We start from the raw sequence: 22,218 nt of genomic DNA on the forward strand, positions 1-22,218 counted from the left end.
GCTGTCTTTATAATATGATTTCGCTTTCAAATTCTTTTTCAGAATTCATTTCTTCTTTGAGCGATTGTAATACGATTAATGAATCTATTTGTGTTGCTATATCTGCTATAGTCGCAGATTCAAAGAAGTCTTTTAGCTGTAATTTTATCTCAAATGTTTTATGAATATGATTGATTACAGTCATTGCTTTTAAACTGTTTCCTCCTATTAAGAAGAAGTTATCATCTACTCCTACTTGTTCTCTTTTTAGAATGTCTTCCCAAAGAGTTACAAGTTTACTTTCTGTTTCTGTTGTTGCTTCTCGGTATTCCGCACCGCTAGATAATGTGATTCCGTACGGTTCTGGCAATGCTTTCCTATCTACTTTTCCATTGATTGTAAGTGGGAATGTAATAAGTTGTACATAGTGTTCTGGAAGCATATACTCAGGAATTCTTTCTGCAAGATATTCTTGAATAGTTGCTGCATCTAGTGTGTGTTTTGCGCGTATATACGCTACTAGTTCTTTTTCTGCAACATCATTTTCTCGAACTACGACAACTGCTTCATCAATAATATCAAATTGTGATAAACAGTTTTCTATTTCAGCAAGTTCAATACGATATCCTCTTATTTTGACTTGATCGTCAATTCTACCTAAGAATTCAATATTTCCATTTGCTGTCCAACGTGCCAAATCGCCTGTTTTGTACTGTCTTCTATCTTCATTAGAAGATCCGTTTACAAATTTTTCAGCAGTTATATCATCTCTGTTCAAGTATCCTTTGCTAATTCCTGTTCCTGAAAGAATTAATTCTCCTGTTGCGCCAATTTCACAAGCTTCATTTTGATCGTTTACAATGGCAGCAGACATGTTTGCTATTGGCGTTCCGATAGAAACTTTCTCTCCAGCTTCAATTACTTTAGTGATACAACCTACTGTTGCTTCTGTAGGTCCGTATTCATTAAATAGTGTAATATCTGGACTGATAGCTTTGACAATGTTTACTTGTTGCTGTGTTAGTTGTTCGCCTCCGCAGATTAAAACACGCATCGCAGTTTCTTTAATGTCAAGTTCTGCCAATAGCGAAAGATGCGCTGGTGTTAGCTTGAGTGTATCAACTGTAGGATCTTCAAAATTCTTTTTTAGCAATTCTGCAATGTGCATTCCTTCTTTTTCGATGGTAAGCCTTTTTCCTCTAGTCAAACTGGTAAAGATTGCTGTAACACTTAAGTCAAACGAAACTGCTGTAAAGAATCCCCAATTTCCTAAATCTGCATTGGTAAAGTAATATTGATTTGCCCAAGAGATATAGTTGAGAATGTTTTTGTGCGAGATAAGACAACCTTTTGGTTTTCCTGTTGATCCACTTGTGTAAATACAATACGCTGTGTCTGTATTTTGTACATTCGTTTTAAACGTTACTGCTTCATTTTCATATGCTGTTACACGCTCAGGATTAAAAGTTTCTATTTCCGTAGTGCCTTCATCTGCTTTTGTATCTACATCTGTAAGCAATAGTTTGCAAGCTGTATCTTCTAAGATGAATCGAACTCTTTCTAAAGGATATTCTTTACTGATAGGTACATAATACGCGCCCGTTTTTAAGACACTTAGTAAGCTTACTATAAATGCTTCCGATCGATCTAATAAGATACAAACCGCATCTCCTTTTGATACTTTATATTGATTGACTAAATGGTTGGCTAGTTTGTTTACTTTTTCTTGTAATTCTTGGTATGTAAACTGAATAGAGTCATACGCAATTGCAATTCCTTTTGGATTTTTTGCTACTTGCTCATCAATGAGTTCAGTGATGGCATTGTAACTTTCAAATGCTTGAGAAGTGCTGTTTGCGGCTTTTATAATTTCGTTTTCAATTGTACTTAGTTTCTGTGTTTTTTTCGGTTGTAATGTACTATTTGTGAAATGCTTTTTTAATTGTGCTTCCAGGACCGCTATATCATTTTCCGAATAGTATTCAGTATCATAATACGCGTCTACCACAATTTTATCAGCATATACAACACAACTTAGTTTTACTCTGAATGTGTTTTGTATAGAATATACATCGGTAATAGCTGTTGTTTCATTAGCTGCCGAAATGCATTCAAAACAGTAGTTGAAACATTGTTGTGGGTTGTCTTTTTTGATCGTGTAATAGTCTGACCAATTTGTTACTTGCTCTATTTGATTTTGGATCATGTTGATGTCTCCATTCTCAATAATTGAAGCTGTTTCGAGTACTACAGGAAGTGTTTTGTTTACAAATCCGAGTGTACTTTTAAGTTCATCATACGTTCGATCGTTTTGCACATACCCAACAGTTACGTTTTCTTTGGTAAAGGTTGCTAAGAACGAAAGGTATTGATAGAACAAACCGTTTGAAAGTGTTCCTTCTTTCCCTGCACATACTGTTTCCAATTCTTTTTTTCCTGCTGCATCAATAACTGCAATTTGCTTTCTTTTTGGAGTAAACGTTCCTGTAATTGCTTTTTGAAAAGGAATGATTGTTTTTCCTTTTTCATCTGCATAGGTTTTCCAAAATGATTGTGCATCGTCTTCTGGATTTTTGATTAGGTCGTTTTGCCAAGCTGCATAGTTGATATACGGAATTGCATCAGCATCATTACTTGTATTTTCTGTAGCATTTAAAAGCGTGTTCATTCGTTCAGCTAAAAACAACGCGCTATACGTATCGCCCCATAAACTGTATAATCGAATGTGAATTGTTTTTACAAAGTTGTCTTGCATTGTAAAGCAAAAACGTACTCCTGCATTTTCTGATGGTTGAAAAGGTTCCGATAAGTAAGTTTCAATTGCTGTTTGAGCTGCTGTTACATTTCCGTCTATTTCTTTGTAATCAATACATTCTGCATTATACTGATATTGAACAGGATAATAATATTGATAGTTGTTATGTGATCTGAATGTGAACACCTCATGTGCTTTGAATACTGTACGTATTGCTTGCAAAACTTCTGCTGAGGTTTTGTTTTCTTGTACAGTAAGTACCACTTGGTTATAGAATGCTGAAAGCTGTTCTTTAGCTACATTCCATAATCTTTTTTGATTATCAGAGAATTCATATCCATCTATATTTTCTGCGACATTTGAAGCCATAATGTATATACGTTTTTAATTGTTGTAAGTTTTTTGAATGAATGCTTTACTACGTGATCTTATTTTTTTGCTTACGACATGGAAACAATGATCTTTCGATCACCTTTGTATGAGTTTCTTCCATGTGATGCAAACATGTTGTCTAAGAATAATACGTCTCCTTCTTCCCAAGGAAACATCACGGTTGATTTTTTGTAAGCGTTTTTTATTTCTTCTATTTCTTCTTTCGAAATTGGTGTTCCATCTCCAAAGAATGTGTTGTTTGGTAATTGATCGTCTGTTTCTACAGTGTTTAAGATTGATTCTGGCAACATGTATTTGTTGAAGAATAAACTGTGATTAAACCAAGCCAATTCGCCCGTTACAGGATGTTCCCAAATTGCTTTTTTAGTCCAAGTAAGTACCAATTCTTGATCGCTTACCCAAGTGAAGTCCATGCCGTTCTTTTTGCACTCTGCTTCTACTTTTGCTTTGTCTTCTGTTTGAAAAACTTCTTCCCAACCTAAGCCCATAAAGCTGTTAAGGTATCTTCTGTATTGCACACCTTTTTCTGTGAATTTTTGTTTCAATTCATCACTCATGTGCTCCAGAATTAATCGGTTGTCTGCAATTGGAGTTTCACCTCTTTCTTCTGCAGCAATGATGCAACAGAATACAATGCGACTTGGATGTGTTGGCGCATACGAGCTTTCACTGTGCATGTTGATGATTTCCTCTGGCGGATACGTTGTAGAAACATATACATTGTTTGTAATTTCAAAACGTGGTGACGATCGAAATGCATAGTCTAAAAGTTCGTTTGGAAACTTGTCCATTAAGCTTTGAAACTTTTCTACGGTATCGATATTGAATCCTCTGCATAAAATTCCACCTTGTTTGCGTAATTTTTGTTCAAATTCTGTTCGATTGTCAACCATCCATTTTTCAAGGACTACATCACTCGTGGTAGATTCTAACACTAATGGAAAATTCAATCCATTATCTAGAAAAGAAGTTTTTACTACGTCTGCGCTAAGTGTTTGCACAGCGCCCATATTTCTTAGTTTTAATAATTGATTTTTCATATCGCGTTTGCTTTTATGCTTTTAAGTTTTAAAAGATTGTTCTTTTTGAATTGTTTGATTGATTCCTTTTGATATTTGATGTTTTGAATGCTTTCCGTACTGTTTGAAAGTACTTCAGCTAACAATTGATTGTAGTTGCGTAACAATCGTTTCATCATGCTCATTTCAAAGAGATCGCTATCATAATTGATTTCTAGGTATAATTGATTCCCTACTTCCATTCCGTTGATAAGCAAGTCAATTTTTGACTTTACAAAGCCTAGATCAATGACATCTTTTGAAAATACTTGAATGCCTGTTTGCTTGTTTTCTTCGATGTTATGGTATGAAAACATAATATCGTACAGCGGATTTCTATTTCGTTCTGTTTGTAAAGCAATGTCTTCAATGATAGCATCAAAAGGATACATTTGATGATCGTAACTTTCAAGCGTGTTTCTTTTTATTTTTTGGAATACTGTATTGAAATCATCATTAGGATTGATGTTGTTTCGCAATGCCAATGTATTCATGTAAAACCCAATTTGATTTTTTAAATCGGCATGTTCTCTTCCTACTACTGGCGAACCAATGATAATGTCAGTTTCTTTTGTGTATTTATGAATAAGTACATTCCATACTGCCAACATTCCCATGAATAAGCTACCATCGTTTTCATTACAAAAGTCTTTTAACTTGTTTGTGTTTTCTTCTGAAATGTAAAGTCCGAGTGCATATCCTGCATACGAACGTGTTGCTGGTCGTTTTTTCTGTTCAGGAAATTCTATTTGCGGAATTTTTCCTGAGAACTGTTTCGTCCAATAGTTTTGATGCCTTATGTATTTCCCAGAAGCAACTTGTTCGTTTTCCCAGTTTACATAGTCTTTGTACTGAATTGTTAATGCAGAAACTTCTTCATTGTTTCCGTTTTGAAATTGTTGGTAAAAACGCATGACATCTTCTACTAGTATTTTAGTAGACCATCCATCACCTATGATATGATGAATGTTGTAATAGAAAAGGTAGTTTTCATCGGTAGTACGGATTAGTGTAGCTCTAAATAAGGGTCCGTTCTCCAAATCGAACATTCTATGCGTGTCATGCGTTATGTATTCTTCAACAGCTCCAGGAATATCCTTGATTTCTCTAAAGTCTAATCGTGTGATGTTGAAATTTGTTTCTGTTGTTGATTGAATTACTTGTCGTAATTCTCCATTTTCATTTACTTTAAAAACCGTTCGCAACGTTTCGTGTCTGTCAATAGTCGCATGAATTGCTTTTTCAAGATTTTCAATATTGTAGCTTCCATCTAAGTATACTCTGTATGGCATATTGTAGGCAGAAGATGCATTTGGTATTTGACTTACAATCCACAAGCGCTTTTGACCGTTTGATACTTCATAACTTGTAGCTTCTGGTATTTTTTTAATGGCTACATATACATCATTTTCGGCAGCATCAATGATAGCTGCATGTGCTTTTAAAGTAGCATTTTCAAAGAATTCTTTGATTTTGATGTTTACCGAAAATTCTTTGTGGTATTCGTTCTTTAGACGCATCAGTTTTAAACTGTGTCCGCCTAATTCAAAGAAATGATCGTTAACACCTACTTTTTCTACATTTAATACTTCTTGCCATATTGCTACAATTTTTTCTTGCGTTTCTGTTCCTGGCGCTACATACGCTGAGGTATCATTTTGTAAGTATTGTAATGGATCTGGTAATGCTTTTTTGTCAATTTTTCCATTGGTCGTTAATGGAAAGTTTGTCATGTGTACAATTGCCGATGGCAACATATACTTTGGTAGTTTTTGTAAAATTGTTTCTTCTATGATTGATTTTTCTACAGCAGTGTCAGCCAAATAATATAAAGCGATGAATTGCTTGTCTGTATGCGCAACCGCTTTTGCATTTATGATGCCTTCAATTCCTGCAGTGATGTTTTCAATAGCGTCTAATTCGATTCTGTGCCCCGATATTTTCACTTGGTTGTCGTTACGACCCACAAATTCCATTGTTCCATCTGGCATGTATCGTCCTAAATCGCCTGTTTTATAAATACGTTCGCAATTTGTAATTCCTTCTACCGGACCTTGCAAGTATGCTTTTGCAGTACGTTCTGGATCGTTGAAATATCCACGTCCTACACATGGTCCTGCTAATAAGATTTCTCCTTGTACTCCAATTGGTACTTTTCTGAAATTTTCGTCTACAATGTGTACTTCAAAGTTTTGAATTGGGAAATCCATTACTGGAACCGAATAACTTGTTGGTACAGTACTCATTACGTAGTGCGATGTATCATCAGATACTTCCGTAGCTCCATAGGTGTTTACAATTGGAATTTTAGGATATAATGTCAACCAACGCTCTACCATTGATTTTGTCAACGTTTCTGCATTTAAAATTAAGATCGTTAATGCTAGTTGTATGTTTGCATCTTCTTGCTCAATGTGAAATAACATTTCTAACAGATACGATGGCACTAATTCTAAGATTGAGATTTGATCTTCCTCTAATCGTGATACAAATTCTTTGATGTCAATGATGGTTTCATTGTCATAAATAATACCTGTTGCTCCTACTACTAATGGTGCGATTAATTGCCATACTGAGATATCGAAAGTATGTGGTGCGTTTTGTGCTACAACACTATCTTTGGTAATATTTGTTTCCGTAAGTTTTGCGCCAATGTGATTTAACATTCCTAAATGTTCAATCATTACTCCTTTTGGCTTTCCAGTTGATCCGCTTGTGTATATTACATAGGCTAAGTCATTGTCATTAATAGGAATTTGTAATTCTTCTGTTGAATAACTAGCAATTGTTGCAGCATCCTTTTTTAAGTGAATTACAGGTACACTAACATTCAATCTTGCAAGTTGTGTTACAACTGCTTCATTATCTGTAATGATTGCGTTGAATTGCGAGTTTTCAATGATTTGTACTACGTTTTCATCTGGTAATTCAGTGCCAACTGGTACATACGCGCTTCCTGCTTTCCAAACTCCTAAAATAGCTTCTACCATTCCGATAGATCGAGACAACATCATTCCAAAAAGATCATCTTTTTGTGCATTGTATTTGTCTACTAAAAACGCAGCTATTTGATTTGATTTTAACGCTAATTCGCCATACGTAGCCGTTTGATCGTTGTGTTTTAAAGCAACTTTACTTGTGTATAGTTTTGATTGTTCATCAATAAGTTCGAGCGTATTTTTTTCTAATGAAAAGTAGCTTCTTGGCTCATTGATGTTTGCTAAAATAGCTTGTTCAGTAGTTCCACTTCTTTGCAAGTTTTTTACTGGTTCATAGGTTTTTGCTATGACTTCGCTTAGCAAGGTTTTGAAGTTTTCGCCCAATAACTCCAGAACTCTCGGCGCATACATTTCACCTTTTACTTGTATTTTTAGATATGGGTTTTCCGCATCTAATACAAATTGAAAAAATGTGTTTACATGTGCCTCAAGTTCTGTTGCTATTTCTTTGGTGTTAACCACAAAACCAAATTGGGAGAGGTTATTCAGTACGTTTTCATCTTCAACTAGTGCTGTGATTTCTTCCCAAGAGAGTACATACTTTAGCTGTTGCGCAAGCATGTTTTTTTGAGTAGAGAACAGTTGTTTAAAGTGATCGTCTGAATTAATCTCAGGCTGGATAAAAAAGATTTTTTCGCTATTCTTAAATTGTTGGAATTGGTTTAAAGGAGAAAGGAAAAAAGGGACCTCTTTGTAATCAATTAATAACTTGCTAATAACATTTAAAAAATAGTTATGAAGTAATACTTCAGAGTTATTACATAGTTTTTTTACTGCTGTAATATCTGTTGTATTCAAGTTTATTTTTAAACTTGTATTGCCCTTTTCTCCTCTCAATTGAATTCCTCCAAAAAAAGAAGATGCGTTTAGTTCTGCAATTTCTTGCATGTTTTTTGACCAAAACTCTTCTGTCTTTGCCTGTCGTAAGATTGCCTCTCTGTCCATTTTATACTGTAAGTTTTTTAGATTCGGATACTACTTCTTTTAAGCAGTCTCTCATTACATCTACGATTTCGTCTAATTGTTCTTCATTTATTGTTAGTGGTGGCGTAACGAGAATATGATCTCCCGCTTTTCCATCTACTGATCCACTTCCTGGATATAAAACCACTCCTTTTTCAATAGCTTTTTCGCCTATTTTTTTAGAGAGTTTCATTTCTGATGGAAATGGTGCTTTGGTTACTTTGTCTTGTACCAATTCTATTCCGCACTGTAATCCTACACCGCGTACATCACCTACGATATCAAATTCGTATAGTGTTTCTAGTTTTTGTTTGAATAGTTTCCCCATGAATTTAGAGCGTGCTACTAATTGCTCGCGTTCCATGATGTCTAATACTTGATTTCCAACTCTTGCTCCCATTGGGTTACACGCAAAAGTGTGTCCGCCTAAGAATGCTGATTTGGTATCAATTAATGGTTGTACTACTTTTTCGGAAGCAATGACTGCCGATAATGGGAAATAACCTCCGCTAATTCCTTTTCCAGAAGCGATAATATCTGGTGTAATACCGAAGTTGTTGATTCCGAAGTTTTCACCAGTTCTACCAAACCCAGAAAGAATTTCATCTGAGATGAATAAGATTCCGTATTTTTCACAGATGTATTTGATTCCTTTAAAGTAGTTTTTTGGTGGTGGCACTGCACCTAAAGCTGCTGCAATTACAGGTTCTGCAATGAATGCCGCTACCGTTTCTGGTCCTGTTTTTACGATGGCGTTTTCAAATTCTTCCAGCAATTCTTGCGTGTATTCTTCTTCACTTAAATCTGCTGGTTTTCTGTATGAGTATGCTGCCGATATGTGTGGAAAGTTGTGTAGCCATTTGTCATATAAACCACGACGCGCTTTCATTCCTCCAACATCTAGCGTAAATACTGAGTTTCCGTGATAGGTTTTCCATCGTGAAATGATTTTAAATCGCGAATTATCACCTCTTAATTGGTGATATTGCAATGCAAGTTTGATGGCATTTTCAACAGCTTCTGTTCCGCTCATTACGGTCCAAGCTTTGGTGAAACCTTCTGGTGCAAATTCTGTTAGTCTTTGCAAATATCCTTCTACTACGTCGCTGTTGAAAGCATGTGTAGGAAGTACTGTAATTTTTGATATTTGATCTGCCATGACTTCTACCATTTCTTCTCTACCATGTCCAATGTTGGACACTGAAGAAGATCCGGAAGAGCCGTCTAAATATCTTTTTCCGTTGGTATCATATAAGTAGATACCTTTTCCATGTGTGATTTTTGGATATGTCCTAGTCATATCTGGACACACAGCCATCGAATGAATTAATGGTTTAATCATAATGATTTAGCTTTTTATAGTTAATAAATTTTCTTTCTTTTTAGAGAAAGCGTTCCCTTGTCATCTAAGTAATGACCGCATCATTTTTTATGTAAGTTGTGATTAGAAGTTTTCTTCTAGTTCTGCAAATAGTGCATCTGAGAAACTCATTTCTGGCTCGTAAGCATCTTCGTAGTTGAATGTGCCTAATGTGAGTGTATCAAATTCGTCGATACTTGTTGTGAGTGTTTCTGCTATTTTGACAAATCTGTCTTTTAATAGTTCTATTTGAGATTCTTCATACAGCGCATTGTTATACGTTAATACGCAGGTAATTTTTTGATCATTTTCAAAGAATTCCATCGATAAGTCAAACTGACAAGGAACGTTGTATGTGTATTCTGTTTCATTGTAAAAAGCTTCTGTTTCTGCATTGTTTGTTGCTGCATTTTTACTGTGATATTCTACCAATACATTGAACAATCCTGAATACGATGAGTCGTATGTGTACTTTGCATCTTCTATTACTTTTTCTAACGGATACCATGAGTTTGAGTTTATGGTAAGTACCGTGTTTTTGAGTTGATTGTAAAACTCTTGTAATGTTAGAGATTCATCTGCAGTAGCGACAACAGGCAAGTTATTTACATAGAAACCTATTTGCTCGCTAAGTTCTTCGTGCGTTCTGGTTGAGAATGACGACCCTACCATGATGTTTTTGTCTCCGAGATATTGATACATGAGTGTATTTACTAAGAATACAAACGAGATATACATGGTTCCATCGGATGCTGTTGTGATTTCCTGAAAACCATTTTTGATTTCTTTTGGAAGATCAAATTGTATGATGTTTCCGTTAGACTGAAAGTTTTCCGGTCGTTTTTTCTCGAATGGAAATTTTACTTTCGTCACATTGTTTTCGAATGTTTCTTTCCAATAGTCAGAAATATCATTGACTGCATCTGTTTCAAACATTTTTAATTGCCAAGCCACATAGTCTTTGTATTGAATACGTAATGGAGCTTCGTCAATTGATTTCCCTTCTTCAAGTAATTGATAATATCTTGAAACTTCATCTCCTAGTATTTCCATAGATGCACCATCGTTAATTAGGTGATGCATGCAATAGTATAGGATGAATTTGTTTGCTTCTAATTGTAAAAAACCTACACGAACTAACGGTCCGTTTTGCAGATCGAAAGGCGTATAGAATTTTGCTTTTAGATATGCTTCAACATCTGTGAATTGGTATTTTTCTTCTTGTAAGTTTTTGTGATCAATTTTAAATTTGAAATCTTCTATTGGAATAATCCATTGTTTTACATCGCCTTGTTGTTCTTCTTTGAACACCGTTCGTAGTACTTCGTGTTTTTCGAGTACTTTCCAAACTGCTTTGTGAAATGTTTCAAGGTTCATTTGTCCATCAAACTCTAGCGTTGTTGGCATGTTATACGCTATCGATGCTTTTTCATCTTGCGATAGTAACCAAATTCGCTTTTGTTCAAAAGAGATTGGATAGCTTTCTTGCTCAGCTACTTTTTCTATTTGAATGAATTTTTCTTTTTTAGATGATCTAATCAAACGTGTATGTGAAGCAATATCTGAATGACTAAATATGTCTTTTAGTGTTACTTTGACTCCAAATACTTTGTTGTACATGTTCACCAAACGAATCGATTTTAAACTACTCGCGCCTAGTAAGAAGAAGTCTTCTTTGACTCCAACTTTTTCAAGTTGCAATACTTCTTGCCAAATTTTAACCAGCTTCTCTTCCATTTCATTTCTAGGCGCTACATATTCGCTACCGCTAGAAAGTTTTAAGTTTTTAGGATTTGGTAGATTTTTTCGATCTATTTTTCCTGTAGCCGTTAATGGAAATTCTTCAAGTTGTACATAGTATGCAGGAAGCATGTAGTTTGGTAACTTTTTGCTGAGTTGATCGCGTAATTCTTCTGATGTAAATTCCGTTTCAGACGTAAAGTACGCTACCAATTCTTTTTCTCCTGTTTGCGTTTCTTTTGCTAATACTATGGTAGATTCAATTGTTTTTATTTGTGTTAGTACATGTTCAATTTCTCCAAGTTCTATTCGATATCCTCGTACTTTTACTTGGTTGTCTTTTCTACCAATGAATTCAATACTTCCATCGGGCATCCACTTTCCTAAATCACCAGTTTTGTATAGTTTTTTTCCTTGTTCGAAAGGGTTTTCTATAAATTTTTCTGCCGTTATTTCTGGTAAGTTTAAATATCCTCTTGCCAGTACATCTCCACTGATACAAATTTCTCCTGTAACTCCAGTAGGCGCTATGTTTAAGAATTCATCTAAAATATAAACTCTGTAATTTGGTAATGGTTTTCCAATTGGCATATCGCCACGCCTCGTTGCCAAATCATTTGTATAGTATGACTCTATAGCGGTTACTGTAGTTTCAGTTGGTCCATATTCATTGTAAAATTTTACTGAATTTCTAGCCCATGATTTTGCCAATTCTAACGAGCAATTGTCTCCACCAGAAATGACTCTTTTTAGAGCGCTGTATTTTCTTCTTGGAATTAATTTTAAGAAACTAGGCACACTGTGAATGTGCGTTATGTTACTGCTCTCTATATAATCGGCTAATCTTTCTGTGTCTAATAGTAACGCTTTGTTGGCAATGCTTAGTTTGGCTCCACTTAATAATGCGATGAATATTTGCTCTACAGAAGCATCAAATGTAATGCTTGATGATTGCAATATGTTTTCATCGGTTGTGATTCCAAATTCTTGAATTTGAGCATATGCTAGATTGATCACTGTTTTGTGTTCAATCATTACTCCTTTTGGCGTTCCTGTACTTCCCGAAGTGTAAATAATGTATGCTAGGTTATTTGGTAACACCTCAACATTTACTGCGGACGTACTGTAACGTTGTTCTTGGAATTTTTCTAGTAATGCTTCATTAATGATTGCTTTACATTGCGTGTCTTTTTCTATGTAATCAATTCGCTCTTGCGGATAATCAGGTTGCACAGGTACATACGCTGCTCCTGTTTTTAATACAGCTAGTATTGCTACAATCATCCATTCGCTTCTTCCTAGTTGAATTGAAATAAAGTCTTCATTTTCAATCTTGTTATTTTCTAGTAAGAAATGCGCCAACTCATTCGATTTTTCATCAAGTTGTTGGTACGTAAGCGTTTTGTTTTCAAAAACTAATGCTGTAGCATTTGGTGTTTTTTGTACTTGTGTTTTAAATACATCTACAATGGTATTGTTTGTAGCATAGTCTGCTTTTGTGTTATTGAATACCGTTGTTAGTACTTCTTTTTCTTCTTCCGAAACAAAATCTATTTGAGAAATGCACGCTTCAGGTTGTGTTAGTAATGAGTGCATTAATTGTTTGTAATGCTGCATCATTCTTTCTACGATTTCTTTGTCATAGATGTCTGAGTTGTATTCAAAGTCAAATAAGATGTTTACGCCCATTTCTTCAAAAGTGGCGTTGAGATCAAATTTTGCTCTTGTGTTTCCTACTTCAATAATTCTGTTTAGTTGCTCGTCTGTATAGTTTAACTTTACTTGATTGTCTCCATTGTTTTGAAGCACCAACATTAAATCGAATATGGTTCCTCTTGTAACATCCTTTTTGATTTTTAAATCTTCCACAAGTCTATCAAACGGATACATTTGATGGTTATATGCTTCTAAGGTGTTTTGCTTGATACGTTGGTAAAATGTATCGAAGCTTTCAGTCGGATCTATTTGATTTCTAAATGCTAAGGTATTTACATAAAACCCTATTTGATCTTGTAATTTTTTGTGCTCTCTTCCTGCAACAGGGCTTCCAATAATAACATCTTTTTGATTGGTATATTTATAGAGTAAGATTTTAAAAACTGCTAGTAGGCTTATAAATAAGCTCCCGCCATTTTTTTGCGAGTATTCTTTTAATAGTTTACTTGTTTCTTTGTCTATAAATGTACTTAGCAATGTACCATTATAAGTTTGCACTTTTGGTCGAAGCTTTGTGCTTGGCATATCTAAGACAGGTAATTTTCCTGATAAACTGTCTAACCAATAACTTTTATGTTTTTTGAAAGTTTCTGTTTCTAGTTGTGCCAATTGCCAAGACGCATAGTCTTTGTATTGAATGCTTAACGCTGTATTTGCAGGTTTTGTATCAGTTACAAATGCTTCATAGTAGACTAAAATATCTTTTCGTAATATTTCCATCGACCATCCATCACTAATGATGTGATGCATGTTGTAATAGAATACATATTCTTGCTCATGCGTTTGAATAAGTGTTGCACGTAATAAAGGACCGTTTGCTAAATCGAATTCTTTGAAAGAATCTTCTATAATATAGTTTTCAACAGCTACAACTTTGTTTATTACGTTTGTAAAGTCTTTGTATTTGATGTCGAAATGAATGTCGTTTCTGTCTAGTATCCATTGTTTTACATCACCATTTTCATCTTCTCTAAAAACCGTACGTAATATTTCGTGTCGGTCTATGACTGCATTGACTGCTTTTTTGAAGCTTTCAATGTCGTACGCACCTTTTAATGGTACGCTTGATGGAATGTTGTATACAGACGATCCGCCATCGTATTGACTTAATACCCAAAGTCTTCGTTGTGCATCTGAGATCGGGTAGCTATTATCTGGAGAAAACGTTGCTGCTTCAATTTTTTCTTCTGACGCAGTTTCAAAACTATGATTTTCCAGGTATGCTATGATCTCTTGTTTCCTTGCTTTTACCTCCTGTAACGTATCAGGGCTAATATCTCCCTCAAAAGAAAGTTTTAGTTTCCCTTCTTTTAAGCGGAGATATATACCTTGATCAGAAAGATTTTTTATAAAATCTATCATATTTCAATTTCGTTTAATTCTGTGTTTGAAGTAATTGCCTCTTGCTGTTTTTTAGCAATTTCAATTTGTGCAGCTAACTGCTCAATTGTAGGATATACAAATATGTTTTTGATACTTACATCAAGTTCAAATACAGTACTGATATCGTGGCTCATTTTAATGGCTTTTATACTGTGTCCGCCCAAGTCAAAGAAGTTGTCTTTGATTCCAATTTGTTCGAGTTGTAGTAAGTTTTGCCATATATTAACTAATTGTTGCTCTGTTTCTGTAGTTGCGGCTACATATTCAGTTCGTATGATATCTACTTCTTGTAATTCTGGTAAGGCTTTGTAATCTACTTTTCCGTTTGCGTTTAGTGGCATTTCTGTCACTTCTACGTAATGATTTGGAATCATATAGTCTGGAAGTACTTGTTTTAAATCGTTTCTTAATACTTCTTTGTCTATAGCTTCATTTTGAGGAAGTATGTATGCAACAATCGTTTTGTCTTTGTCTACAGTTTTTACCGTAACGGCAGCTTGCGCTATAGAAGTTTGTGCTTGTAACACTTGTTCTATTTCTCCAAGTTCAATTCTGTGACCTCTAATTTTTACTTGATTGTCGTTTCTTCCCATGTACAGAATGTTTCCGTCTGGAAGCCACATTCCTAAATCGCCTGATTTATAGATTTTTTCACCAGTTTTGTATGGATTTTCAATGAATTTCTCAGCTGTTTTTTCTGCATCATTCAAATATCCTTTTGCCAATCCGTCTCCACCTAAGTATATTTCTCCGATAACTCCAATTGGTTGCAATTGTTGTTTTTCGTTTAAGATGTATGCCGAACTGTTACTTATTGGTTTTCCAATAGGAATGATGTCCGTAACTTCTTTGATGTTATAGGTTAATGAGAACGTTGTGTTTTCTGTTGGACCATATCCGTTTACTATTTGAAGTGCTGGATATGTACTTCTTAGTTTTTGAATATGTTTTGGAGATAATTTTTCTCCTCCAAGTAATACTGTGTTGAGTCCTTCAAAGATTTCAATGTTATCATCTATTAATTGATTTCCCCAACCTGCAGTAAACCACATTACGTTTGCTTCTCTTGTTTGAATTTCATTTTTCAATGCACTGTTTTGCAATAAGGTATCTTGATCGCATAGAATCAATTCGCCTCCATTTAGTAACATTCCCCAATATTCAAATGTCGTTGCATCGAAAGAAAAAGCTCCTGTAGAGATTAGTTTATCAGACGCAGAGAAATCATAGTAGTTTGCCGATTTTACTAAACGAACTACACTTTGATGTGGAATCATCACCGCTTTTGGCGTTCCTGTAGAACCTGATGTGTACATAATGTACGCTAAATCATCTGCGGTTGTATTTACAGCTTTTCGCTCTTCACTTTTTGATTCTTCTTCATTGAATGCGCTTAACACTTCTTGCGTTACTGCTACTTTGAAGTTGCTGTCTTTTTGTGCAAAATCAATTCGCTCTTGCGGATATTCAGGATCTAATGGTAAGTACGTTGCTCCTACTTTTAGAGTTCCTAAAATAACTACTGGCAAGTTTTCGCTTCTTTCTAATAGTATAGCAACTACATCTCCTTTTTCAATGTTATGAGTTGCTTGTAAGAAGTTTGCAAATTGATTTGAACGCGCTTCTAACTCTCCATAAGTCAACTGCGTTTCATTGTAAGAAACTGCGATTGCGTTTGGTGTTTTTGTTGCTTGTTTTGTAAATAACTCATCAATAGTCGCTGTTGATGGATATGCTACTGTTGCATCATTGAATTCATATAGTAATTTCGCTTCTTCTTCTTCTGAAATGAAATTAATATCTTCTAATAATTGTGAAGCATCATCACAGAATTGATCTACTATTTTAGCAAAGTGATTTGCTAATTCTTTGATGAGTGTTGCATCATATTTAAACGTATTGTATTCAAATTTTACACTGAGTCCTGCTCTTTCTGGAACTACAATGATTTCAAAATCGTAGTTACTTTGTTCTGCTACATCCATTGCTTCAATTTCTATTTGAATTGCAGCAGATTTTGAACTTTCTAATTCTTCTTTGATGGTATCTTGTAAAGGATAGTTTTCAAATACTAGAATGTGATTGATAAAGTTCTCAATTGATGTTTGACGTGACAGAATTTCTGAAAGTCCTACATAGTGATGTGAGTTTCCATCCGCAGCAGCTACTTGAAGCTTTTTTAATAGCGTTTCTGGCGTATCTTCTGCAGTGTATCCAACTCGTACAGGAATGGTATTGATAAAGAGTCCGATCATATTTTCGGCTCCTCTTAAATCAGTTGGTCTTCCTGAAACAATTGTTCCAAAAATAACATCTTTGGTATTGTTGTATTTTGATAGTAAATAACCCCAAACACCTTGTATGAATGTGTTTTGCGTTATTTCTAATGAGCTACATACTTGTTTTACTCGTTGGAACGTATCGTTTTTAAGTGTCAGCGTTTCTACAGCTTTTGTAAACGCGCTATCGTCTTGGTTTTGCAATTCGAAAGGAACTTTTGCGATGTCGCTGTATCCAGCAATGTATGTATCCCAATAGTTTAATGATTTTTCCTTATCTACTTTGTCAAGCCACTTTATATAGTCTGAATATGGTAATGGTTTTGCTAAGGATACTGCTTCTTCATTGATAACTCCGTTGAGTATTTGATAGAATTCGTTAATTAGCATACTTACACACCATCCATCCATAAGAATGTGGTGGAAACTCCATATAAATTCATACGTGTTTTCTTTTAGTTGCAACAACGTTAAACGCATTTGCGATGGATTGTCTAAGTTGAATCCTTCTGCTTTGTCTGCATTTTTCGCTTGCTTTACAAACGCTTCTATGTTTTTATCGGTTGCTTCTCCATTAAATTCTTCAAATACAACTGTTCCATCTACTGATTTGTGAACGATTTGCAATAACGATTCTCCATATTTTTCGGTGAAGCTTGTACGAAGAATTGTGTGTCTTGACACTAATTCTTGGTATGCTTTTACTACTGCTTCAACAGGTAATACGTTGGTTTTTAATCGGTATGTTAATTGTTCAAAGTATTGTGATGTAGATGCATCTGCTTTCCAGTGATAGTACATACCTTGTTGCAATGGAGATAACTCATATACATCTTCTAATGTGTTTTCTGAATTTAATGTTGATAAGATGTCTCTTGATAATCCTTTGTATGTTACATCTGAAGGCGTTAAATACGTTGTTTCTTCTTTTGATACTTCATAGATTAGTTTTGAGAGATACATTTTGTAACGCTCCATTAATTCGGCTACTTTCTCATCATCAAGACTTTCTTTTTGGTAGTCTAACGAAATTTGTAATTGACCAGATCCGATCATTCCGTAAACATTTAATAACGTATCACTTCCGTTTTCATCGGCAATACTTGCACCAATACTTTCAAACGCTTGTTGTAGTTTTTTGTCTTCAAACTTTTCTTGCGTTGCTCCAAAATCTCCTAGATAGTTGAATACGATTGATGGTTGAATGTTTGCCGTAAAGTCTGTTGTTAAGTATTTTAAGATTCCGTATCCAACACCTTTGTTTGGTATTTTACGAAGGTCTTCTTTTACTTGTACAAGTGCATCAGTTTCTTTAGCGCATCCCGAGACATCGATAACAAAAGGATATACCGAAGTAAACCATCCAAGTGTTCTGTTAATGTCTACATTTTCTATGATGTTTTCTCTACCATGACCTTCCATTTTTACGACAGCTTTGTCAAGCCCAAACGTATTTTGTATAGCCAATCCTAAAGAGGTTAGTAATACATCATTGATTTCTGTGTTGTATACATTGTGTACTTTAGAAAGCAATAATTCTGTAGCGTTTTCATCTAATTGAAAAGAAAGCGTTTTGTTATAGTTTAGTAACTCCGTATTTACTTCTTCGTTTACAGGAATTGGCGCAATTTCTTGTGCACAAACCGTTTCCCAGTAGCTGCGTTCTTTTTGCATGGTTTCACTCGCTGCATATACTTGCAGTTTTGAACTCCATAACTGGAACGAATCTGTTTTTAATGGAAGCTCTGGAGTTTTTTCTTGTGTGAATGCTTCAAAGACTGTTGTAAAGTCTTCAAGTAAAATTCGCCAAGAAACACCATCTACCACAAGGTGATGAATGATTAGTGCGATGCGATCTCCATCTGCCATTCTAAAATGTCCAACTCTAAATAATGGTCCATTTTCAAGGTCGATGGTTGCTTGCATTTCGCCTCCAATACGTTGCATTTCTGCTAAAGCATCTTCAGTATTTGTAAGATCATGGAATTGAACTTCATACGTGTCTGCCGACATTTCGTTGTTTGTCTGTGTCCACGTTCCATCTGTTTGTTTGTACACCATTCGCAATGCATCATGATGCTCTACAAGCGTTGCAATACATTTTGAAATTACTTCCGTAGTTACTGCTGTTTCACTTTTTAATAATACAGTTTGATTGAAGTGATTTACAACTGGAATTGATGGTTCGTTAAAGAAGAAATGTTGAATTGGTGTTAAAGCTACTTCTCCAGAAACTACTGACTGATCTACAACTTTTAAGTTTACTTCTAGGTATTTAGCTAAATCTTCCAATACAGGATTTTTTAACATGTGCTCTACTCCTAGTTTGTATCCTAATTGATTTAAACGAGAACCAATTTGAATTGATTTGATAGAGTCACCTCCAAGGTTGTAGAAGTTGTCTTTGATACTAATTCTGTCTCTTCCTAATACGTCTCTCCATACCGAAGCTAAAATTTCTTCTTCTTCGTTAGTTGGTGCAATGTATGTTTCTTTGATAACATCATTTTCTGTGATTCCTGGTAAATCTTCAATGGCTACTTTACCATTTGATGTTAATGGAATGCTATCCATTTCAATGAAATAGTTTGGAAGCATGTAGAATGGAAGTTCTTTGCTAAGCGCTTCACGTAATTCTGCTTTGTCAACAGCTTCATTTTCATTAGAAGCCACAAAGTATGCTGCAATTACTTTTTCATCGTTATAGTTTAATACCGTTACTACTGCTTGTTGAATGTTTGTTTTAGTAAGCATTTTTGCTTCTATTTCACCCAATTCAATTCGGTATCCTTTTATTTTTACTTGGTTGTCAATTCTACCAATATAATCGATAGTACCTTCATTTGTCCATTTTGCAATATCACCTGTTCTGTATAATATATCTGTTGTGTTGAAAGGATTTTGCACAAATTTTTCAGCTGTTAATGCAGGTCTGTTTAAGTACCCTTTTGCCAAACCTTTTCCTCCAATGTACATTTCGCCTTCTACACCTTCGACAACTAAGTTTTTATTTTCGTCTAAGATGTATATTTCTGTATTTGCAATTGGTGTTCCGATTAAGATTTTATCGTTTGCATCTTTTATTTCGCTTACTACACATCCTACAGTTGCTTCTGTTGGTCCATATTCATTGTAGATTTTCATTGTCGGATTTAACGAACGTAAAATTTCTACATGATGATTTTGCATTGCTTCACCACCTACAATTGCCATTTGTACTTTTGTAGCTGACACATCCATTCCTTTTAATAGGCTAATGTGTGCTGGCGTAAGTTTTATACAAGCTGTATTGCTTTCAAAATATGTTTTTAAGGTTTCAAGTACGTTGGCACTTTTTCCAAATATTTGTAATGTACTTCCACTTACTAATGGTAAGAACATACTTGTAATTGTTAAATCGAAAGAGATTGATGTGAAGAATCCGAAGTCGAAATTCTTTAAATCATCCGTTCTGTAGCACGATTTTGCCCAGTTTAGATAGTTTGTAAATGCACCATTGCTAATCATTACACCTTTAGGTTTTCCTGTTGAACCTGAAGTGAAAATCATATATGCTAAATCATCTTTTGTAATTTCTGTAGCAAGAGGTGTTGTTTCAAAATCATCCGCAGTAAATTCTAAATCAATGATAAATGTTTCTCCATCATAGTAATCCAATTCAAACGCATAATACGCAGAAGATATAAGTAACTTCATTTGCGTATCGTCTGCAATGTGTGTTTTGCTTGCTTCTGGTAATGTTGGGTTTATTGGTACATAGGTTGCGCCTACTTTTAAGATTGCCAATACCGAAATCATTAACCATTCGCTGTGATCCATTTGCAAACCAACAACATCTCCTTTTTCAATGGACATTTTGCTTTGTAAACAGTTTGCCAATTGATTGGATTGTTGGTCTAGTTCTTTATACGTAATTTCTTTTCCTCTGTGGGCTAACGCAACTGCATTTGGTGTTTTTATTACCTGCTCTTGAAACATTTCTACAAATGTTTCTGGCGCTTCAAAAGCTACTTCAGTATTGTTAAATTTACGTACTAATGTTTCTTTTTCAGTTGTAGATATGTACGTTAACTCACTGATAGCTTGTGCTGGATTTGCAACTACATTGTTTAGTAATGTTTTGAAGCTTCTCATAAATTTTTCAATCGTATCCGTATCATATACATCTGAATTGTATACGGTTACCATTGAAAGTACATCTCCAACTTCTTCAAACGTGATTGAGATATCTAACTTTGCCATACATGCACCTAAATCGGTCACTGCATCCATGTCAATTGCATTGGAAACTGCTTTTTTATCTCTGTCACCAATATTTTGGTGCGTAATCATCATGTCAAAAACTACATTTCTAGAAGCATCACGCATTACGTTTAAGTCTTTTACAAGTCTGTCAAACGGATACATTTGATGTTTGTATGCTGTTAAGGTTGTTTCTTTTACAGCATTGAAAAATTCGCCAAACGTAGCACTTTCATCAATTTGATTTCTTAGTGCTAATGTTTGTATGTAGAATCCGATTTGGTCTTCTAAATCGGCATGATCACGTCCAGCCAACGCTGTTCCTAAAATGATGTCTTTTTGCCCTGTATATTTTTGTAATAATATGTTTAGCGTAGCCAATAGTCCAATAAATACACTTCCTTTTTCTTGTTGCGTATACTTTCTAAGTTTTTCAACAACAGACGAGTTAATGTACATACTTGAACTACGTCCGTTAAACGTTTTTACAAGTGGGCGCGACTTTGTAGTTGGCAAGTTTAATACTGGTAATTCTCCTGCTAATTTGTTTCTCCAGTACGTTTTATCCTCTTTTAAAGATTCGCTTTCTAACTGCGTTAATTGCCAAGCAGCATAGTCTTTGTATTGTATGTTAAGTTCTGGTAAACTTGGAGTTGTATTTGATTTGAATGCTTGGTAAAATGCCATTAAGTCTTTTGCCAATACATCCATAGACCAACCATCACTGATGATATGGTGCATATTGTAATATAGAATGGTATGATCGTCTGAAACTTTTAATAAGTTCACTCTAAATAACGGACCATTTTCTAAATCGAAAGGTTTGAAAGAGTCTTCTTTTGCAAATGCAAATGCTGCAGCTTGCGCATCTGACTCTGCACTGAAATCTTTTTGTGTGATTGTAGATGCAACATTTGCTGTTGGAAGAATCCATTGTTTAATGGTATCATTTTCATCTTTTCTAAATACTGTACGTAAAATTTCATGTCTTTCTACAACAGCTCCCAACGCTTTTTCAAAATTTTCAAGATCATCAATACGATCTACATGCTTGTATGTAGGCATGTTGTAAGCTCTTGAAGCGTCTCCAGTTTGACTAACAATCCATAATCTTTTTTGTGCATCAGATAACTCATAATTTTCAGCTTCAGTTACTGCTACAATTTCATTAGTTTCCGTTTGAGTGCTATATTTTTTTAAGAATTGAATTAATTCTTGCTTATTTTCTTTTAGTTCTCCTAATAGTTCTTCGCTAATTTCGGCATTATCAAAATGTAATTCAAGGTCATTTCCTTTTACTAATACATCGATATTAGCCTCTTTAAGTTTGTTTATAAGCTGTAACATTTTT

General features: G+C 34.8%; 6 protein-coding genes. All 6 read right to left on the reverse strand.

Annotated features, from left to right (window positions below; translation table 11 throughout):
- Positions 1-7: 7 nt before the first annotated feature.
- On the reverse strand, positions 8-3,103 hold the full coding sequence (locus ACRBBL_RS18765) for an amino acid adenylation domain-containing protein (protein WP_431370619.1): 3,096 nt from the start codon (positions 3,101-3,103) through the stop codon (positions 8-10).
- Between the two features lie 71 nt (positions 3,104-3,174).
- A complete protein-coding gene (locus ACRBBL_RS18770; RefSeq protein ID WP_431370620.1) occupies positions 3,175-4,167 on the reverse strand; it encodes a TauD/TfdA family dioxygenase in 993 nt (330 codons plus the stop codon).
- Entirely contained in the window at positions 4,164-8,129 is a 3,966-nt protein-coding gene (locus ACRBBL_RS18775) for an amino acid adenylation domain-containing protein (RefSeq protein WP_431370621.1), read from the reverse strand. The genes ACRBBL_RS18770 and ACRBBL_RS18775 overlap by 4 nt, the downstream gene beginning before the upstream one ends.
- Before the next feature lies 1 nt (position 8,130).
- Positions 8,131-9,489, reverse strand: a complete 1,359-nt coding sequence (locus ACRBBL_RS18780; RefSeq protein ID WP_431370622.1) for an aspartate aminotransferase family protein — start codon at positions 9,487-9,489, stop codon at positions 8,131-8,133.
- 102 nt (positions 9,490-9,591) lie between these two features.
- Positions 9,592-14,325: an amino acid adenylation domain-containing protein gene (locus tag ACRBBL_RS18785; protein ID WP_431370623.1), complete on the reverse strand. Its 4,734-nt coding sequence runs from the start codon at positions 14,323-14,325 to the stop codon at positions 9,592-9,594.
- Entirely contained in the window at positions 14,322-22,214 is a 7,893-nt protein-coding gene (locus ACRBBL_RS18790) for an amino acid adenylation domain-containing protein (protein WP_431370624.1), read from the reverse strand. Before ACRBBL_RS18790 ends, ACRBBL_RS18785 begins: the two co-directional genes overlap by 4 nt.
- Positions 22,215-22,218 lie beyond the last annotated feature (4 nt).

The sequence above is a fragment of the Kordia sp. genome, from assembly GCF_050633145.1.
Taxonomy (GTDB): Bacteria; Bacteroidota; Bacteroidia; order Flavobacteriales; family Flavobacteriaceae; genus Kordia.